Origin of the sequence: Clostridium sp. OS1-26 (assembly GCF_030915445.1) — a bacterium.
GTDB lineage: Bacteria > Bacillota > Clostridia > Clostridiales > Clostridiaceae > Clostridium_AM.
The window spans coordinates 5,320,058-5,340,200 of record NZ_CP133264.1 but is presented as its reverse complement, the minus strand read 5'-3'; the positions used below and the strand labels follow the sequence as shown (position 1 = coordinate 5,340,200).

General features: G+C 31.6%; 14 protein-coding genes. 13 read left to right on the top strand and 1 reads right to left on the bottom strand.

Annotated features, from left to right (window positions below):
* Positions 1-69 precede the first annotated feature (69 nt).
* Positions 70-2,133, top strand: coding sequence for a sigma 54-interacting transcriptional regulator (locus tag RCG18_RS26370; protein WP_308038930.1), 2,064 nt, complete (start codon positions 70-72; stop codon positions 2,131-2,133).
* 123 nt (positions 2,134-2,256) lie between these two features.
* Here the strand turns inward: RCG18_RS26370 and RCG18_RS26365 are convergent, their stop codons facing one another.
* On the bottom strand, positions 2,257-3,768 hold the full coding sequence (locus tag RCG18_RS26365; protein ID WP_308038929.1) for a diguanylate cyclase domain-containing protein: 1,512 nt from the start codon (positions 3,766-3,768) through the stop codon (positions 2,257-2,259).
* A gap of 614 nt (positions 3,769-4,382) precedes the next feature.
* Here RCG18_RS26365 and buk point away from each other — a divergent pair.
* The 12 genes from buk (at position 4,383) to hutI (ending at position 20,142) form a co-directional block, all read left to right on the top strand.
* Entirely contained in the window at positions 4,383-5,444 is a 1,062-nt protein-coding gene (gene buk, locus RCG18_RS26360; protein WP_374118987.1) for a butyrate kinase, read from the top strand.
* A gap of 12 nt (positions 5,445-5,456) precedes the next feature.
* On the top strand, positions 5,457-6,557 hold the full coding sequence (hisC, locus tag RCG18_RS26355; protein WP_308038928.1) for a histidinol-phosphate transaminase: 1,101 nt from the start codon (positions 5,457-5,459) through the stop codon (positions 6,555-6,557).
* 77 nt (positions 6,558-6,634) lie between these two features.
* Positions 6,635-7,303 (top strand): hypothetical protein, encoded by a 669-nt coding sequence (locus tag RCG18_RS26350; protein ID WP_308038927.1) that lies wholly within the window; start codon positions 6,635-6,637, stop codon positions 7,301-7,303.
* Positions 7,304-7,335: 32 nt separating this feature from the next.
* A complete protein-coding gene (gene iorA, locus RCG18_RS26345) occupies positions 7,336-9,123 on the top strand; it encodes an indolepyruvate ferredoxin oxidoreductase subunit alpha (protein WP_308038926.1) in 1,788 nt (595 codons plus the stop codon).
* Positions 9,124-9,125: 2 nt separating this feature from the next.
* On the top strand, positions 9,126-9,701 hold the full coding sequence (locus RCG18_RS26340; RefSeq protein ID WP_308038925.1) for an indolepyruvate oxidoreductase subunit beta: 576 nt from the start codon (positions 9,126-9,128) through the stop codon (positions 9,699-9,701).
* A gap of 234 nt (positions 9,702-9,935) precedes the next feature.
* On the top strand, positions 9,936-11,420 hold the full coding sequence (locus RCG18_RS26335) for an AAA family ATPase (RefSeq protein ID WP_308038924.1): 1,485 nt from the start codon (positions 9,936-9,938) through the stop codon (positions 11,418-11,420).
* A gap of 2 nt (positions 11,421-11,422) precedes the next feature.
* Positions 11,423-12,979: a hypothetical protein gene (locus RCG18_RS26330; RefSeq protein ID WP_308038923.1), complete on the top strand. Its 1,557-nt coding sequence runs from the start codon at positions 11,423-11,425 to the stop codon at positions 12,977-12,979.
* Between the two features lie 185 nt (positions 12,980-13,164).
* Positions 13,165-14,643 (top strand): amino acid permease, encoded by a 1,479-nt coding sequence (locus tag RCG18_RS26325; protein WP_308038922.1) that lies wholly within the window; start codon positions 13,165-13,167, stop codon positions 14,641-14,643.
* A gap of 48 nt (positions 14,644-14,691) precedes the next feature.
* Positions 14,692-15,519: a diaminopimelate epimerase gene (locus tag RCG18_RS26320; RefSeq protein ID WP_308038921.1), complete on the top strand. Its 828-nt coding sequence runs from the start codon at positions 14,692-14,694 to the stop codon at positions 15,517-15,519.
* A gap of 320 nt (positions 15,520-15,839) precedes the next feature.
* The gene (gene ftcD / locus RCG18_RS26315; RefSeq protein WP_308038920.1) at positions 15,840-16,736 is read left to right on the top strand and encodes a glutamate formimidoyltransferase; all 897 of its coding nucleotides are present in this window, start codon (positions 15,840-15,842) and stop codon (positions 16,734-16,736) included.
* Between the two features lie 24 nt (positions 16,737-16,760).
* Positions 16,761-18,782 carry a urocanate hydratase gene (locus tag RCG18_RS26310; RefSeq protein WP_308038919.1) on the top strand — a complete coding sequence of 674 codons (2,022 nt, stop codon included), beginning with the start codon at positions 16,761-16,763 and terminating at the stop codon, positions 18,780-18,782.
* Positions 18,783-18,879: 97 nt separating this feature from the next.
* Positions 18,880-20,142 (top strand): imidazolonepropionase, encoded by a 1,263-nt coding sequence (gene hutI / locus RCG18_RS26305; protein WP_308038918.1) that lies wholly within the window; start codon positions 18,880-18,882, stop codon positions 20,140-20,142.
* Position 20,143 lies beyond the last annotated feature (1 nt).

The following is a 20,143-nucleotide window of genomic DNA, read 5'->3' as shown; positions in this document are numbered from 1 at the left end:
TTGTGATATAATTTTTAGTATAAGTATAATTTATACGGTGATTTGCTTAAACTTAAAAGGAGGAAACATATGAAGAAAAGGTTAGCTATAATAAGTTACAGTACATCAACTGCTGATACCTATAATGAGCAAATTATAAGCTTATTTTCAGATAATATCATTGTAGATAGATTTTGTATAAATAGCGAACATATAAAAGAAGGTATACAAGCAGATTTAATATTAATTCAATCTTATAATATATTTAAGCTCATTAAGCCCTATATAAATAAGAGAAGTGAGATTGTTATTGCAAACAGAACAATTTTAAAATCTTCTTTGGAAAAAATTATGGCTATCCCAGAGGGTACACAAGCCTTATTAATGGATGAAAATATGGATATGGCGTCACAAATGGTTTCGGTGATATATCAATTAGGAGTTAGACATATAGAATTGACGCCTATTTGTCCAAGTATTAATATAGATGTCGAAGGAAAGACTGTAATTGTATTAGGGAAAACAAAATATGTTTCAAATATATCAAATATTGTTATAGATATTGGTGGTAGTCTTTTGGATATAAGTACAATAATGAATATTGGAGCAAAGTTAAACTTGATTCATATTTTACAAAAACAGAATATTAGGAAGAGTTACAAAGAAATTGTAACCACTGATGCTGGATTGTCAACAATAATAGGACAAACAAATCGCTTTGAAAGTGAAATAGATATATTACTTCAGGTATTAGATGATGGCATTATAGGTATTACTTCTAAAGGAATAATCACTAATTATAATGAGGGTGCTGAAAATATTATAGGATATAAAAAAAATGATATAATCGGAAAACCTGGATTACATGTGCTGCCAGATATTCCTTTCAAATATGTTTTAGAAAATTTGGAACCTGTCAAAGAAAAGCTTATAAGAATAAATGGATACGACGTAGTTGTGTCTGTTGATCCTATAATACATTCAAACAAGTTATATGGAGCTGTTGCTATTGTAAAAAAATTCAATGATATAGAAAAGAAACAGCATAAATTAAGAGAACAGCTTATAGGTAAAGGGCATAGAGCAAAATATGGATTTGAGGATATACAAGGAGAAAGTGAAGCAATAAAAAGGTGTATAGATATCGCAAAGAGAATGGCCAAATCAGAATCGTCTATTTTAATTACCGGTGAAAGTGGAACGGGAAAAGAGCTTTTTGCTCAAGCTGTACACAATAATTCGAAAAGAAGAAATTATCAGTTCGTGGCAATAAACTGTGGTGCACTCCCAGAAAGCCTTTTAGAAAGTGAGCTTTTTGGATATGAGGAAGGAGCATTTACAGGAGCGAGAAAAGGAGGAAAACCAGGACTTTTTGAATTAGCCCATAATGGGACATTGTTTCTTGACGAAATTGGAGAAATGCCTCTTAATCTTCAAATGAGGCTTCTGAGGGTTCTTCAAGAGAGAGAAGTTATGAGAATCGGAGGCGATAGACTTATTAATGTAAACATTAGAGTAATTGGAGCAACAAACAGGAACTTAAAAGAAATGGTTAAGGAGGGCGAGTTTAGAGAAGATTTGTACTATAGATTAAGGGTACTTCCGTTGAAACTACCTCCTCTTAGAGATCGTAAAGAAGATATTCTGCCGTTAATTGACAAAATTAAAAAACAATTTTACAGTGAGTTTGAGCTAACACAGGAGGCAAAAGAAGTTTTACTAAATCATAATTGGAAAGGAAATATTAGAGAACTTAAAAACTACGTCGAGTATTTTGCTAATCTTGGATTGAAACAGATAGATGTAATAGATCTTCCCTTCGACAATGAGGAAGATGCAAATGATAATATTTTAACTTCAAATGAAAAAAGTATATTAGATGAGTTTTGGGAAAGTTCAGAAGAAAAGATAGAAAAGTATTTATTTGTTCTAGAAGAATTGGAAAAAAGCTATATTAATAAAAGCAGACTTGGAAGAAGGAGCTTATATAAAATTGCAATGGAACATAACGTTTTTTTAAGTGAACAGGAAATAAGAACTATATTAATTAATCTTGAGAAGTTCTCGATGGCAAAGGTTTTTGTAGGAAGAGGTGGAAGTTTAATAACGGATTTTGGCAGAAAAGTTATTAAATGTTTAAAAGAAAAGTGTTAGAATATAGGGTTTCAAACTAGAAAATTGACTGACACAAAGTTTTTAAATCTACCTTCAGCTTTGGAAACATAGCCCTTTGGGTAAGTCAATTTTCGGCCTTGAGTTCTATAGATATTTTATACCTTAATCTTTTCTAGAGATTGCACAACTTGCAAGTCTGATGTTTCGCTGTCTTTTGTAGTTATACATCTTTACATCAGCAGCTATTACTAAATGATCATATATAATAGAATCTGCAGGAAAATTAGCAATACCATAGCTAAAACTACATATTACATTTTGTCCATTAAAATTTAAGGGATTGTTTTTAAGATAATCAATTAATTCTTCAAATTTTTCAGTTAAAATTTCATCATTTGTATTAAAAAATATTCCTATGAACTCATCTCCGCCGTATCTTGCTAAAATATCTGGAGAGCTAAATCGATTACTTAAATTTTTAGTAAACAATTTAATATATTCATCGCCTGCTATATGGCCATAGTTATCATTGACATACTTTAATTTATTTAAATCAAAAATCACAAGATTAAATTCTTCACTATTGCTAATAGTATTTTGAAAACTCTTGCTAAACATTTCTTCAAAGTAGTTTCTATTATATAAATTAGTTAATTTATCGTATTTAGATAAATAAATAGTTTCTTTGTATAGATTATGTTTATTAATTGCTATTTCAATTTGACTTTTCATGTATTGTAAAATTTGAGCATCTTCCTCAGTAAATGCATTTATACGATTACTATCTATATTTAGCATACCATATAGCTTTTGATTAATAATGATAGGAGTGCTGATACAAGACTTAATGAACCATTGTTTTAGTTCTTCAGTTATGTCGGTCATATCAGCTCCTGGAAGTTTGGAAACATCGTTAATGATAATGGTGCCCTTAATATTACCATTAGTTTTAAGCCAGTGGAATGAATGATTCAATTGAAGATTAAAATTTTTAGCTTTAACTGGATCGTATCCTTTAGATGATCCAATTTTAAGCATTTTATCATCTTCTAATATTAATATACTACCATATTCTGCTCCATCGATAATTGACAACGCTTTTTCTAGCATTAAGTCGAACAGCTCATTAATGTTATCTAACTCTAATATAGATTGATTTATTTCAAGCATAGCTTCATTAATCTTTAGAAGTCTGCTTATTTTATTTTCGTTCTTCTTCAAATCTGTAAAATCTATCATAATGCCTACAAGTCCTTCGACTTCATTGTTTTCTGAAACTATCGTTGCTTTTCTAAAGTGTATATCATGTAATTTACCATCCGAATATCTTACTTTTGATTCGTATGTCTGAACACCTCTAGCTTTCATTAGAGATATATCTGCTTCATGATAGATTTTAGAATATTCACCTTGGTTAATATCATAAGCAGTATGATTCAATATTTCTTCTCTAGCTAAACCTAAGCATTTCTCGAACTCGCTGTTAAATTCTATATATACACCGTCAGCATTTTTACAAAATACTGGATCAGGAATTGTATCAAGAACTAGCCGAAGAAAATTTAAATTGTTTTGTAAGCTTTTCTTATTTTCATTTAGTTCAGCTTCAATTTTCTTACGCTTTGAAATATTTATAACTAATAAAGTTGTTATTATAAAAAATATTATCAGCATAACATAATGGCAAATAATTAGACCACTATAGTGGTCTCTCTGTATTTCATTAATAAGTTGAAAAAATATCCCCAAAAATCTTTCATAGTATCATCCTTTAAATTTATTAGAGTTCATAAAAAAATAAAATCATATCCATATAAAGATTATAAAATTAATTGCAGGAAAATTATATAGTTTATAACATTTTTTTATATATATAAATCGAGTTTTTATACAAAAATAAATATAAAGTTTATAAATAAATAGCAATTTTTAAAATTAATATAAAAAATAATACAAATATTCGATAACGAACTTAAAATATTTATAAAAAAATAATAATTTATGTAGAAAATGTATGAAAAATAATAATGTAATTTAAATGATTACCAATAATGGAATTTAATAATTAATATATTTTTAAGGTGCATTATCAATAGGAGAGATTGCTTCACAGTAAAAGGGGTAAATGGTATTGAATTTTCATACCATTTACCCCTTTTGTTTATACTTTTTTTATAACAATGTAGAAAAATAGAGGATTTATGAATGCTGTAATTATTGGCACAATATTTGCTAAATACAGAATTGAGGGTAATTTTAGAAAAATTCTATAATAGAGGAGTGAAATAATGTACAAAATATTAGCTATTAATCCAGGGTCTACTTCTACTAAAATAGCTCTTTATGAAGAAACAAAAGAGCTATTTAAGAAAAATATAGAGCATTCTAATGAGGAGATTGCAAAATACAAAAACATAACAGCACAATATGAAATGAGATATGAAGCTATAATGAACTTCCTAAAAGAAATGAATTTCGATGTTAAGGAGTTATCTGCTGTTGTTGGGAGAGGTGGATTATTGCCTCCAGTAAAATCAGGAGCATATAGAGTAAATGATTCTATGGTAGATAGACTAGCTAATAGACCTTTAGTGGAGCATGCTTCAAATTTAGGTGCAATAATATCAAATGAAATAGCTAAGCCATTAAATATACCAGCATTTATTTATGATTCTGTGGCCGTAGATGAGCTAGAAGATATTGCAAGAATAACAGGAATGGCTGATGTAAAAAGAGACAGCTTCTCTCATGCATTAAATATGAGAGCTGTGGCAATAAAAGTAGCAAAAAAATTAGATAAAGCTTACGATGATTGTAATTTAATTGTTGCTCATTTAGGCGGAGGAATATCTATTAGTGTTCACAATAAAGGTAAGATGGTTGACATTGTTTCTGATGATGAAGGACCATTTTCACCTGAGAGAGCTGGAAGAATAGCTTGCAAACGTTTAATGCAAATGTGTTATAGTACTGACAAAAATGTAATGAAAAAGAAAATGAGAGGGGAAGGCGGATTAGTTTCTAATTTAGGTACAAATAGTGCTTTAGAAGTTGAAAAGAAAATTGAAAGTGGCGATGAAAATGCTAAATTAGTCTATGAAGCTATGGCATATCAAATAGCAAAAGGAATTGGGGAACTTGCAACTGTGGTAGACGGGGAAGTAGATGCAGTAATAATTACAGGTGGTATTGCATACTCAAAGATGATGACTGGTTGGATAAAGAAAAGAGTACAATTTATTGCTCCAGTGGAAATTGTTCCTGGAGAAAATGAATTGGAGGCATTAGCTTTTGGAACTCTTAGAGTATTAAAGGGTGAAGAAAAGGCGCATGAATATAATTTAGGATAGGGGGATAAGATCATGGGGAAAAGTTTATTTAAAAATGAAGTATCTTATGTAAAGCCATATGTTCCTGGTAAGCCAATTGAAGAATTAAAGAGAGAATTGGGCATAGAGGAAATTGAGAAATTGGCATCAAATGAAAATCCCTTAGGACCATCTCCTAAGGCTATAGAAGCTATAAGAAGAGAAGCGGCAAATATACATATCTATCCTGAGGCAAACTCAACAGAACTTAAAATTAAGCTATCAGAAAAATATGCGCTACCTGTTGAAAATATTGTTATAGGTAATGGCGGAGAAGAACTTTTAAAGATGATAGCAGAAACCTTTATAAATCCTGGTGATGAAGCGATAATGGCTAATCCTAGTTTTGATAAATACTCTTCAGAAGTATGTTTTATGGGAGGAGTCGCAGTTAAAATTCCTCTAAAGAATTATAAGCATGATTTTGAAACTTTTGTAGAAAGAATAAATGAAAAAACAAAATTAATATTTGTATGTAATCCTAATAATCCTACAGGAAATATAACGTCTAAAGAAGATTTAGATTATTTAGTGAAAAATACACCTGAAGACGTAGTAATTGTATTAGATGAAGCCTATTATGACTACGCAATAAAGAACCCAGAATATCCAGAAAGCTTGGATATATTAAAACAAAGACCTAATACTATCATTCTAAGGACTTTCTCTAAAGTGGCAGGAATTGCAGCAGTTAGAGTAGGGTATTTATTGACAACAAAAGAGATCGCTGATGCAATGAATAAAATAAAATTAACCTTTAGCGTAAATAGGCTTGCGCAAGCAGCAGCTATTGCGGCACTAGAAGATCAAGAACATCTTGATAAAACTGTTGAATTAAACTACAAATCACTGGATTTAATGGAAAATTATTTTCAAGAAAAGAATTTTGAGTATATAAAACCTAATGCAAATTTCGTTTTTGTTAATGTAAATGAAGACTCGAAAATAGTGTTCCAAGGTCTACTTAAAAAAGGAATAATTATAAGACCAGGATACCTATGGGGATGGGGCAGCTGGCTTAGAGTAAGTACAGGAACAATGGAACAAACAGAAAAGTTTATAAAGAGATTAGATGAAGTGTTAAAGGAAATTTAGAAAATAAGAAGTAATGAACAATTCTAGCATAGGCTAGAGTTTAAAAAATAATGTGAAGAATACAAGGAGGATATGGATTGAAAAAAGGAGATATAGTATGGACTTTAGTTTTAGCAGCATTAATAGCAATACTAGTAGTGCCTACCACACATGATGTATTTATTAAGTTTACAACTGCGCATCCTTATGCAGGCGGGTTTGTAAAGTTTAGTATACTTGCAACAATGGGCGAACTTTTAGCGATAAGAATTATAGCAGGAGGTTGGATTATTCCTAAGGGAGTAATTTTTAGAGCTGCTATCTGGGGATTTTTAGGTATGGCCATCGTATTGATATTCGATATGTTTGCATCAGGTGTTATGGCAGCATTATCTAAAGGTCTTCTTCCAGGAAAAGGTTCTAAGTTTGCTTTTGCATTCTTCACTAGTGCCATAATGAATGTAACCTTTGCTCCAACAATGATGGCATTCCACAGAATAACTGATACCTTCATAGATTCAAAGTATGAAGGAAGCAGTACAAATATTGGTGATGTTGTTAGAAGGATTGATTGGGCTGGATTTGTGTCTTTTGTTATATTAAAGACTGTTCCAATTTTCTGGATACCAGCGCATACAATAACTTTTTTATTACCGCCTGAATATAGAGTCTTGGTTGCCGCAATGTTATCAATGGCATTAGGATTAATATTAGCCTTTGCAAAAAAGAAAGCACAAAAGACTCAATTAAATGAAGTAACCAATTAATAAGATAGGTTTTAGAAAGAGGAGGAATATAAATGAAAAAGCTTATGACAGGTAATGAGGCAATTGCTAGGGGTTTTTATGAAGCTGGAGGAACAATAGCTGCAGCTTACCCAGGAACACCATCAACAGAAATATTAGAAAATATGGCAGAGTATAAAGAGGTTTATTCAGAATGGGCTCCAAATGAGAAAGTAGCTTTAGAAGTAGCTGTAGGAGCTTCCATAGCAGGAGCAAGATCACTTGCGGCAATGAAACATGTAGGGGTAAACGTAGCAGCAGATCCTATAATGACATATGGATATACTGGAGTAAATGGTGGACTTATATTAGTATCAGCAGATGACCCAGGTATGCATTCATCACAAAACGAACAAGATAACAGATATTATGCTAAATTTGCAAAAATTGCTATGATTGAGCCAAGTGACAGCCAAGAGTCTAAGGATTTTATAAAAGAGGCATTAGAGATATCAGAAAAATTTGATACACCAATTCTTTATAGAGTTACAACAAGAGTGTGCCACTCAAAAACTCTTGTTGAGCTTGGAGAAAGACAAGCATTTGAAATCAAACCATATGTAAAAAATATAACTAAATTTGTTGCAACTCCTGCAAATGGTAAAAAGCTTCATGTAGTTGTTGAAGATAAATTAAAGAAGTTAGAAGAATTCAGTAACAACACTCCTTTAAATAGAGTGGAATATGGAGATAAAAAGATAGGTATTGTAACTTCAGGTATATCTTATCAATATGCTAGAGAAGTATTTGGTGACAAGGCTTCATACTTAAAGTTAGGTTTTACACATCCACTTCCATTTGCAAAGATAGAAGAGTTTGCAAAAGAAGTTGAAACTTTATATGTAATTGAAGAGTTAGAGCCATATATAGAAGAGCAATTAAAGGCGAGGGGAATAGCTTGTATAGGAAAAGAAAAAATTTCAAATATAGGAGAGTTAAATCCTGATATAATTGCAAATGCTCTATTAGGTACAGAATGTGAAGCTAAAACTGAAGCGGCAAGCTCAGTAGAAGCTTTAAAAGATGAAGTTATAGCAAGACCACCTACATTATGTGCAGGATGTCCTCACAGAGGCTTATTCTATACATTATCTAAGAAAAAGAACATAATGATTACGGGTGACATAGGATGTTATACATTAGGTTCATCAGAGCCTTTAAATGCAATGGATACTTGTATCTGCATGGGAGCATCTATAAGCTCAGGACATGGAGCTCAGAAAGCTTTCGACGTAAATGGAGTAGACAAGAAAGTAGTAAGCGTAATAGGAGACTCAACTTTCTTCCATTCAGGACTTTTAAGCTTAATAGATGTAGTATATAACAGGGGAAACTCAGTTACTATTATATTAGATAATAGAATAACTGGAATGACAGGACATCAACAAAACCCAGGAACAGGTTATACATTGGCGGAAGAAAAGACGGAAGCTATTGATATAGAAAATCTTTGTAAGGCTATTGGCGTAAAGAATTTAAAAGTTGTAAACCCATTAAATTTAAAAGAAACAGATGAGGCTTTAAGCGCTGCGTTGACAGCAACAGAACCTACAGTAATTATTACAAAGTGGCCATGTGTTCTTAAAAAGTTTACTGAAGAAGATAAAAAACAATTTGATTTAAGTTCAAAAACTTATAGTGTAAATGAAGAAAAGTGTAAAAAGTGCAAAATGTGTACAAAAACAGGGTGTCCAGCGATAGCTATGAAAGAATACTCAAGCATAGATCCAACTATGTGTGTAGGATGTTCTGTATGCGCACAAGTTTGTCCGTTTGGTGCAATAGAAAGGGTTGGTGAATAATAATGAGTGAAGTAAAAAACGTTCTTTTAGTAGGAGTTGGAGGACAAGGTATTATTCTAGCTTCAAAGATACTTTCTAGTGGATTAATAGATGCAGGTTATGATGTTAAAATGTCAGAAGTTCATGGAATGGCCCAAAGGGGAGGAAGTGTTACAACACAGGTTAGATATGGTGAAAAAGTCTACTCTCCTATAATAGGTTTAGGACAGGCAGATTTAATAGTGGCTTTTGAAAGAATAGAAGCATTAAGATGGATAGATTACCTAAAACCAAATGGAAAGATAGTAATAAATGATTACGCAATTCCTTCAGCTACTGTACTTTCAGGAAAAGAAAAATATCCTGAAAATGTTATTGATAAAGTAAAAGGAGCATTTGAAAATGTAACTATTATAAATGCTGCTGAAGAAGCTTTAAAATTAGGGAATATAAAAGCACAAAATATAGTTATGCTAGGTGGACTATTAAAAGCTTTAAATGTTGAAAATGTTGACTGGATTAAAGCTGTAAAAGAAAATGTAAAAGAAAAATTTATTGATTTAAATGTGTCTGCACTTGAAAAAGGAATGGCACTATAGAAATACTAATGATTTAAATTTAAAATAAGGCAATGGAGCTTTTCCATTGCCTTATTTTTGAATAATTATTTATATAAGACACATTTAAATAAATTTTCATGTACTAAAGAAAAAAGCAGCACCTAGATACTAGGCTAACAGATTAGTGCAGTAAATTGACAACAAAATTCGAAAAATTTATAATTAATTATGAATTGGCAACTAATAATTATGTGGGTCCAGAGGGGTGATGATATGAGTTATATCCATGTAAGATTGCTTGGCTGCTTTATTGTAACTTTAAATGGAAAAAATGTAGAATTTCCCTATAGCAAGGTACAAGCTTTATTTTGCTATCTAGTAGTTAAGAAACAAGCTACAAGAGAAGAACTGTCAGGGCTTTTATGGCCAGATATGGAAGAAAATGTTGCAAGGAAAAATTTAAGAAATGCAATATATAAGCTTAAAAAATCCTTTGGAGATGAGGAGATTTTATCCTTCTCAAATAAATCTATAATTACGTTAAATCCTAATATAAATATTGAAACAGATGTTGATACATTTGTTGCTAATAAAGATGAAATAGATATATATGCAGGCAAGCTTTTAAAGGGGTATATACCTAAGGATGCTGAGAACTTTGAGAAGTGGATGCTTGAAACTCAAGGGTATCTTGAAGAACTATATTTAAAAAAACTTAGCCATAAAATAGAATTAGAGAAAGAAAATAAAAACTATAACAAAGTTGAGCATTATTGTAAGCTGCTTATAAAAGTAGATGAATTTAATGAGGAAGCATATAGAACTCTAATTAATTGCTATAAAAACCAAGATAAATTTAATAATGCCATAAAAGTATATAATGAACTTTCTGATATACTAGAAAAAGAACTATCTATAACTCCTAGCGATAAAACTAAAGAAGTATTTGAAGAAGTGCTTGATTTAATGAATGCAAGAGGAGAGACTGAAAACTGCAAAAGTTATTTTTATGGAAGGTTTAATGAATTAAGATTACTGGAAAAAAACTATACAAACTTTGTTAATGATAAGAGTGCAAAATCTATATTAATAAAGGGAGAAATGGGAATAGGAAAGACGAGCCTTAAAGAAAAGTTTCTTAAATCAATAAATAGAAAAGATACATACATATTTGAAACAAACTGTTATCAATTTGAGAACGATTATGCCTTAAAACCATGGAGAAATATCATTTCAGATTTGGCATATACAATAAGTATTGATAATATTAAAATCCCTGCTATTTTAGAAAATATAATAGGTAATTTTACTAATGAAATAGGAAATGGTAGATTTTCGGAAAGTATTAAGATAGAAAATGCAATAGATTTATTAAAGTACGATGTAATAGGAAATATAGTAAATGATATTTTAAAAATAATATCTATAAAAAAGAAGGTTTTATTAATTTTTGAAGATATTCAATGGATGGATCTGACTAGCATATCACTGCTTACAAGTATCATTTCTCATTCGCAAGGAAGTAATATAACATTTTTAATTACTTGTAGAAATGAGATTAATACTTGTACAGAAAAATTCTTTGCTTCAATTTGTAAATATAATAGGGTTCAAGTTATAGAACTTTTTAGATTTAATGCCGAAGAAGTAGAACATTTTATTAAAAAAGCTCTTCCAGATGCAACTTTGTCGAAAGAAATGATAAACAAAATATATATAGAGACCGAAGGAAATACCTTTTTCTTACAGAATATCTAAATATGATTAAATCAAAGAAAAATGTAAATATAATGACATCTAAGATGCAAGATGTTTTAAAGGGTAGATTTATAGACATGTCCGAGGATGAAAGAAGGATAGTTGAAATATCATCACTATTTGCAGATGAAGTGCCTATGTTTATTTTAAAAGAATTGACACATAAGGATGAACTGCAGATTATGGACATAATAGAACAACTTGAGAAAAAGTGCATTTTGAGGGAGGAGATTAACGGGAATAATATATGTTTTAAGTTCACTCACCAAAAATTAAGAGAATTTCAATACACACAGCTATCCCAAGGAAGAAAGAGAATACTTCATAACAGGATAGGAGAGATTTTTGAAAGAACTCTTAAAAACAATATAGGTGATATCAATGTTTATTATAAATTAATTTATCATTTTCAAAGTGCTAGCAATTATATGGCTACCTTAAAATACAGAATCAAAATCTTGAATATATATTTTAATTTCAGTCATGAACTTTTTCCGATAATTTACAATAGCAATGAGACCTACAATAAATTATATTTTAATGAGAGTGAAACTGTAAAGAATATTTCTGAAATAGAAGAACTTTTAAATAAGGTAAAGGATGAAGAAGGAAACTCAGCTGAAACATTAGAATTTGAAGTCTATGTTCTTCATATAAAAGGTAGATATTTAATAAGAAGAGGTGAGTATGGCGAAGGAATTAGAAATATTCAAAATATGATTGAAAAGGCCGAGGAAATTAGCAGCTCAGCCTACGCTATTGAGGGATGCAAGCAGATGATTTACTATTGTATTCAAACAAATAACACTGATGAAATGATAACTTATATTAATCTTGGACTTAATATAGCTGCGGAATATAATTGTAACAAAGAAATAGGTATATTATTGAGGCTTAAGGCATTGTATAAAAAGATGATTGGAGACTATGAAGAAGCTGAGGCCTTAATGCACAAATCAATAAATACACTAAGTACCACTAAAAATAATTCTGAACAGTATGTTTTAAACATAGCTGCTTGTTATAACTATATTGGAGATATAAGAAAGAAGAACGGTAATTTTTTAGAGGCATTACACTATTATAATAAAGCTATTGAAATATGTGAAGAAAAAAATGTACTTACTTGTCTTGCTTTATTTCAAACAAATGCAGGAGAAACAGCTTATTATATTGGTGATTATATTTTGGCAAAGGGATATTTTTTAAATGCGATGAATATCTACCGACAGTTTGATTTCATATGGGGAAGAGCCATAGCAGAGGCATTTATGTCACTGATTCTAGTAGAAGAAGAAAATTTTGAAGGAGCTTTAAAATATTTAAAGAATGCTGACATAAATTCAAAGGCGTTAAAAAACCCTAAAGAGATAGGGACAGTTTTTAAAGTTAAAGCAGAATTAAAGGCAAATATGAAAGATAATTTTTATATTGAGCAAACTTTTGAAAAATACTTAAATGATGATTTGAAAGAATATGTTGAACAGGGGGAAAAATATTTAACTGAAGCAAGAGATAAGCATCAAATTGATGCTTTAAATAAAATAAATATTGAGTAGCTGGTGTAAAAACATCAGCTTATTTTTTGCGTCAATAAAAATAATTAAAATTTATAGAATATTCTTAACAAATTTTTAACAAATCTTTATCTGTATAGACGTTTTAGAGATGTGTAAACGATATAATTAAATTAGCTGCAGCTAATTAAAGTGATATTAACTTAAAGAGAACAAGGGGGGATTTTATGAACAAAAATTTGGAAACAAAAAATCATGGTGAATTACAAAGAAGCTTAAAAACAAGACACATGAACATGATTGCTATAGGGGGTGCAATTGGAACAGGTCTATTCTTTACCAGTGGGAACACCATTAGTTCTTCAGGTCCTGGTGGTGCAATTTTGGCATATGGACTTATGGGGATTCTTGTATATTTTTTAATGACGTCACTAGGAGAAATGGCGACAATGATACCAAGCTCCGGTTCTTTTGAAACCTATGCATCAAGATTTGTTGATCCAGCACTTGGATTTGCACTAGGCTGGAATTATTGGTTTAACTGGGCAATTACTGTTGCAGCAGAATTAGTTGCAGCTGGGCTTGTTATTAAGTATTGGTTGCCTAATACACAGACTACTTTTTGGAGTGTAGGATTTTTAATTATTTTGTTTGGTTTAAATTTAATGTCCGCAAGAGCGTACGGTGAAGGTGAATATTGGTTTTCAAGTATAAAGGTTGTAACAATTATCATATTTCTTATCGTTGGTATACTTATGATATTTGGAATCATGGGAGGCCATTCAACAGGCTTTAGCAATTGGACGCTTAAGGATGGAAAAGGTAATTCTGCACCATTTGTAGGTGGAGGAGTAGCAATACTGATGAGCTTTTTAACAGCTGGATTTTCTTTTGCTGGTACAGAAGTGGTTGGACTCGCAGCTGGTGAATCCGAAAATCCTGAAAAAGATGTGCCAAAAGCCATAAATTCAGTTTTTTGGAGAATACTTATTTTTTACATTGGCGCAATTATTGTTATTGGTTTTATTATTCCTTTTACTGATCCCAATTTATTGAAAAATGGTGTATCAGAAATAGCATATAGCCCATTTACTATTGTATTCCAAAGATCTGGTATTGCTGCCGCTGCGTCAATAATGAATGCAGTTATATTAACTTCTGTTCTTTCTTGTGGTAACTCAGGACTTTATGCAGGATCTCGTATGGTATATGCTATGGCTAAAGAGGGAAAAGCCCCAAAATTATTTGCTAAGGTAAATAAAAGAGGCGTTCCAATAAATGCACTTATTCTTACAGCAGCTATTGCGTCAACAGCATTCTTTGCATCGCTTATTGGTGATGGTAAGATATATTATATACTTTATAATTTATCTGGAGTTACAATCTTCTTAGCATGGTTTGGAATAGCAATTTGCCATTACAGATTCAGAAAAGCTTATGTTGCTCAAGGTAGAAAGATTGAAGATCTAAAGTATAAAGCCTTGTGGTATCCATTTGGACCTATATTTGCAACAATACTCTGTGTCATTGTTCTATTTGGTGCTAATATATGGGTATTTCAGGCTGAAACTTTCAGTTGGTTTGACTTTATAACTAACTATGGAATTATCCCTCTATTTTTATGTTTTTACCTTGGATATAAGGTAGTACATAAAACAAAGGTAGTTCCTATAATGGAATGTGACTTTGAACATGTAGATAAATAGTAGCGGAATATTGGTTATTATATCATATAAAAAGAGGTGTTGATCTTAATGAAATTAAATTTTGTAAAGGTAAACCCAACTGAAAATATGACAATATTCATACTTGATCCTCTTCCTAGATCAATATATCCCGAAGTAGCAAACAAGCTTATGAATTATAATAATCTTCATGCTGAGCAAGTAGGGTTTATTGAAAGGCCTAACCTTCATGGAAGCTGTTCAAGGCTTCATATGATGGGAGGAGAGTTTTGTGGTAACGCTTCAAGAGCTTTTGCTGCTGTAATGGTTCAGAAAGGTTATAGTCCCTTTGAATTGAAAGAGGGCAAGCATATTGTGCCTTTTGAATCATCAGCAGTTGAGCAGATTCTCTACGGTGAAGTTAAACAGCTCACCAATAATGCCTTTGAAGTAAAGGTTAAAATTCCATTGCATAAGTCAATCAATACAATTGAAATTAATTACAATGAAATTGATTACAGTGGACTTCTTGTAGAGTTTGATGGAATCGCTCATGTAGTGATATCTACAGGTAATGATATTCCTGGTGAAGAGTTGCTTCTTAAGCTTGTAAAAGAGCTTTCTCCATTACCTTACAGTGCACTCGGAATAATGTTTTATAATGAAGAAGAAGATTTTATGACGCCCCTTGTCTATGTTAAAAACACTGGAAGCATTATATGGGAAAGAGGTTGCGGTACAGGTGCTGCTGCCCTTGGTGTGGTATTGTCCTCAAAACTCCACAGTAGTATTGATAAAAAAGTAAAGCAGCCTGGTGGAAATATAGATATTCTTACCACCGTGAAGAATGGTCGGATTGAGGATATTTATATGAAGGGTAATGTGAGTATAGTTGCTGAAGGAGAGGTTTATATATAATTTAAGTTTCGAACCATATAGGAATTGTACCTAAATACTTATTTTATGCATATTTAGGACAATTCCATTTTTAATTTTTTGATTGTTTTTATGAAACCTTCATTTCTTGATATTAACTAACAATAATTTAAGAAATAAAAAAGAAATATAATCTGTGAATTCTGTTTATTAGAATAAAAAATAAGTGAAAGTTTTAGCGTCGATAAAAAAATAATTAAATTATATAGAAAATTCTTAATAAATCCTTATTAAATAGACGGTATGTAGATGTGTAAACGATACAATGGAATCAAATAAAACAAACTAAGGGGGAAATACATATGGCAAAATTAGTAGAATGTGTACCAAATTTTAGTGAAGGTAGAGATAAAGAAATAATTGAAAAAATTGTGGATGAGGTTAGAAAAACAGAAGGAGTAAAGTTACTTGATTATTGTTCAGATAAAGACCATAACAGGTCAGTTGTAACAATGATAGGTGGACCAGAAGAAGTGAAGGAAGCTGCTTTTAAACTTATTAAAAAGGCTTCAGAACTAATTGATATGAGTAAGCATGAGGGAGCACATCCAAGAATGGGTGCGACAGATGTAGTTCCTTTCATTCCAATAAAGGACTTAACTACTGAGGAATGTGTTGAACTAGCTAAGGAACTCGGAAAAAGAGTTGGAGAGGAATTAAATATTCCTGTGTATTTATATGAAGATGCAGCTACAGCACCAGAAAGACAAAATTTAGCCAATATAAGAAAAGGTCAATATGAGGGATTCTTTGAAAAAATAAAACAACCTGAGTGGAAGCCAGACTTTGGACCAAATGAAATGAATGAAAAAAGTGGAGCTACAGTTATAGGCGCTAGGTTCCCACTAATTGCATACAATGTAAATTTAGGCACAGATAATATAGAAATAGCAAATGCAATAGCTAGAAAAATAAGACACATAAATGGAGGTTTAAGATACGCTAAAGCAGTTGGGGTAATGTTAACTGAAAGAAACATAGCTCAAGTTTCAATAAACTTAGTACAGTATGAAAAAACAGCTATCTACACTGCGCAGGAAATGGTTAAAATGGAAGCTAAAAGATATGGTGTTCCAGTAGTAGGAGCTGAGGTTATTGGATTAGTTCCAATGAAAGCTTTAATAGATTGTGCAGAGTATTATCTTCAAATTGAAAACTTTGATATAAACCAAGTATTAGAGTCAAGATTAGCAGAATAGATTAAAGAATAAGGAGGATATACCATGATTAATAATATAGATATTAAAGGCGCTATGACTGTAAGATTAGACGATGCATTACCGGAAATGCCCAAATTTGAAAAAGGAATAAGAAGAGCACCAAATAGAGGTTTTAATTTGACTAAAGCACAAACAGAAATTGCTCTAAAAAATGCTTTAAGATATATTCCATCTCAATATCATGAGCAATTAATTCCAGAATTCTTGGAAGAACTTACCACAAAGGGAAGAATTTATGGATATAGATTCCGTCCTGAAGGAAGGCTATACGGAAAACCAATCGATGAATATAAAGGAAATTGTGTAGAGGGCAAGGCTTTCCAAGTTATGATAGATAACAACTTAGACTTTGAAGTAGCTTTATATCCTTATGAATTAGTTACTTATGGAGAAACAGGAAGTGTGTGTCAAAATTGGATGCAGTATAGACTTATAATGAAATATTTAGAGGTTATGACTCAAGATCAAACATTAGTAATTGAATCAGGGCATCCTCTTGGATTATTTAGATCTAATCCAAATGCACCAAGAGTAATAATAACTAATGCTCTAATGATTGGTATGTTTGATAACCTAAAAGATTGGGAAATAGCAGAAGAAATGGGTGTAGCAAATTATGGACAAATGACAGCAGGAGGATGGATGTATATAGGACCACAAGGTATAGTTCATGGTACATTTAACACTCTACTAAATGCTGGAAGAATGAAACTTGGTATTCCGAGTGATGGAGATTTAAGAGGATATATTTTTGTAAGTTCAGGACTTGGCGGAATGAGTGGTGCTCAGCCAAAAGCTATGGAAATAGCAAATGGTGTAGGAATAATTGCAGAAGTAGATAGATCAAGAATCAATACAAGACTTGAACAAGGATGGGTTAATAAAGCTTCAGCTAACTTAGAAGAAGTATTTAAGATTGCTAAAGAATATGTAGATAAAAAAGAGCCTATTTCAATTGCTTATGAAGGAAATATAGTAGATCTACTTGAATATGCAGTTAATAACAACATAAAAATAGATTTACTATCAGACCAAACTTCATGTCACAATGTATATGAAGGAGGATACTGTCCAAGTGGAATTACTTTTGAAGAAAGAACAAGACTACTTGCAGAAGATAGAGAAACTTTTGCTAAGTTAGTAGGTAAGACTCTTAGACGTCATTTTGAGTTAATAAAAGCTTTAGTAGAAAAAGGAACTTATTTCTTCGATTATGGTAATTCATTTCTGAAAGCGATATATGATGCTGGTGTTCAAGAAATATCTAAGAATGGAATAGATGAAAAAGACGGATTTATATTCCCTTCATATGTAGAAGATATAATGGGACCTCAATTATTCGATTATGGTTATGGTCCATTTAGATGGGTTTGCTTAAGTGGTAAGAGAGAAGACTTAATTAAAACAGATAAAGCTGCTATGGAATGTATAGACCCTAATAGAAGATATCAAGATAGAGATAACTATAACTGGATAAAAGATGCAGAAAAGAATAGCATGGTAGTAGGAACAGAAGCAAGAATATTATATCAAGATACAACTGGAAGAGTAAATATAGCTCTTAAATTCAACGAAATGGTAAGAAAAGGTGAAGTTGGGCCTATAATGCTAGGAAGAGACCACCATGATGTAAGTGGTACGGATTCTCCATTTAGAGAAACTTCAAACATTAAAGATGGAAGTAATGTAATGGCAGATATGGCTGTTCAGTGTTATGCTGGTAATGCTGCTAGAGGTATGAGCCTTGTAGCTCTTCATAATGGTGGTGGTGTTGGTATAGGAAAATCCATAAATGGAGGCTTTGGACTAGTATTAGACGGAAGCTATAGAATAGATGAAATAATTAAATCAGCAATGACTTGGGATGTTATGGGAGGAGTTTCAAGACGTTCATGGGCAAGAAATGAACATTCAATTGAAACAGTAATAGAGTTTAATAAAACTCATGCAGGTACAGATCATGTAACACTTCCATATTTAGCAGATGATGATTTAGTAATAAAAGCAGTTTCTAAATATTTTTAAATGAAGTAGAATGTTGAACGAATCCAGTGATTACCCGTCTTTTGGTAAGAGTGAGTAAAGAGCGGGTAGTCACCGGATAAATATTGGAGGGAATTGAATGATAATTAAGAATATAAGTTGTCTAGTAACTTGTGCTGGCAGCTTCCCTAAAACTAAAGATAAATTAAAAGATGCTGGCATAATAGAAAATGGTTATATAGTAATAGAAGATAACTTTATAGTAGATGTAGGTAGTGGCGATGGATATAAAAAATATTTAAATGATAATAGAGTTGTAGTAGATGCTCAAGGTAAAACTGTAACTCCAGGACTTATAGACAGTCATACTCATGTGGTGTATGCAGGTTCAAGAGAGTTTGAATTGCCTTTAAAGCTTCAAAAGATGAAGTACATAGACATACTTAATGCTGGTGGCGGTATATTGAGTACTGTAAGTAAAACAAGAGAAGCTTCACAAGAAATGCTGGAAACTGAAACTAGAAAAAGATTAGATTTAATGCTCTCACATGGTACTACAACAGTAGAAAGTAAATCTGGGTATGCCTTAGATTTTGAAAATGAGATAAAAATGCTACAAGTAAACAAAAACTTAAACAAAACCCATCCTATAGATATAGTCTCAACATATCTTGGTGCGCATGCTATACCTAAAGAGTATAAAGGCAATAGGGAAGAATATATAAATCTTATGATTAATAAAGTAATGCCTTATATTAAAGAAAATAGTTTAGCTGAATTTGTCGACTGCTTCTGTGAAGAAGGAGTATTCACTGTAGAAGAGGCTAGAGAAATTTTAAAAGCAGGACAAGAGTTAGGGCTTAAAGCTAAGCTTCACGCAGATGAAATAGAATCTATAGGAGGAGCAGAACTTGCTGGAGAAATTAAAGCTGTATCTGCAGAGCATTTAGTAGCAGCTTCCGATGAAGGTATAAAGGCTATGGCTGATAACAATGTTATTGCAGTATTGTTACCAACTACATCCTTTTACTTAATGCTAAATAAGTTTGCAAGGGCAAGAAAAATGATAGAAGAAGGTGTTCCAGTAGCTTTATCCACTGATTGCAACCCTGGAACTTCCCCAACTGAATCATTACAAAGCACTATGACTTTTGCTTGTTTTGGTCTTAGAATGATGCCAGAGGAAATAATAAATGCAATGACTATAAATGCTGCTTGTGCAGTTGGTAGAGAAAAAGAAATCGGTAGTATTGAAATTGGCAAGAAGGCAGATTTAGCTATATTTAATGCTAAAAATTTAAATTATTTATTCTACCATTTTGGAGTAAATGCAGTAGATAAGGTAATTAAAAATGGGTCAATTGTAGTTCAGGATGGAAAAACTGTGTATAAGCAGGGATAAT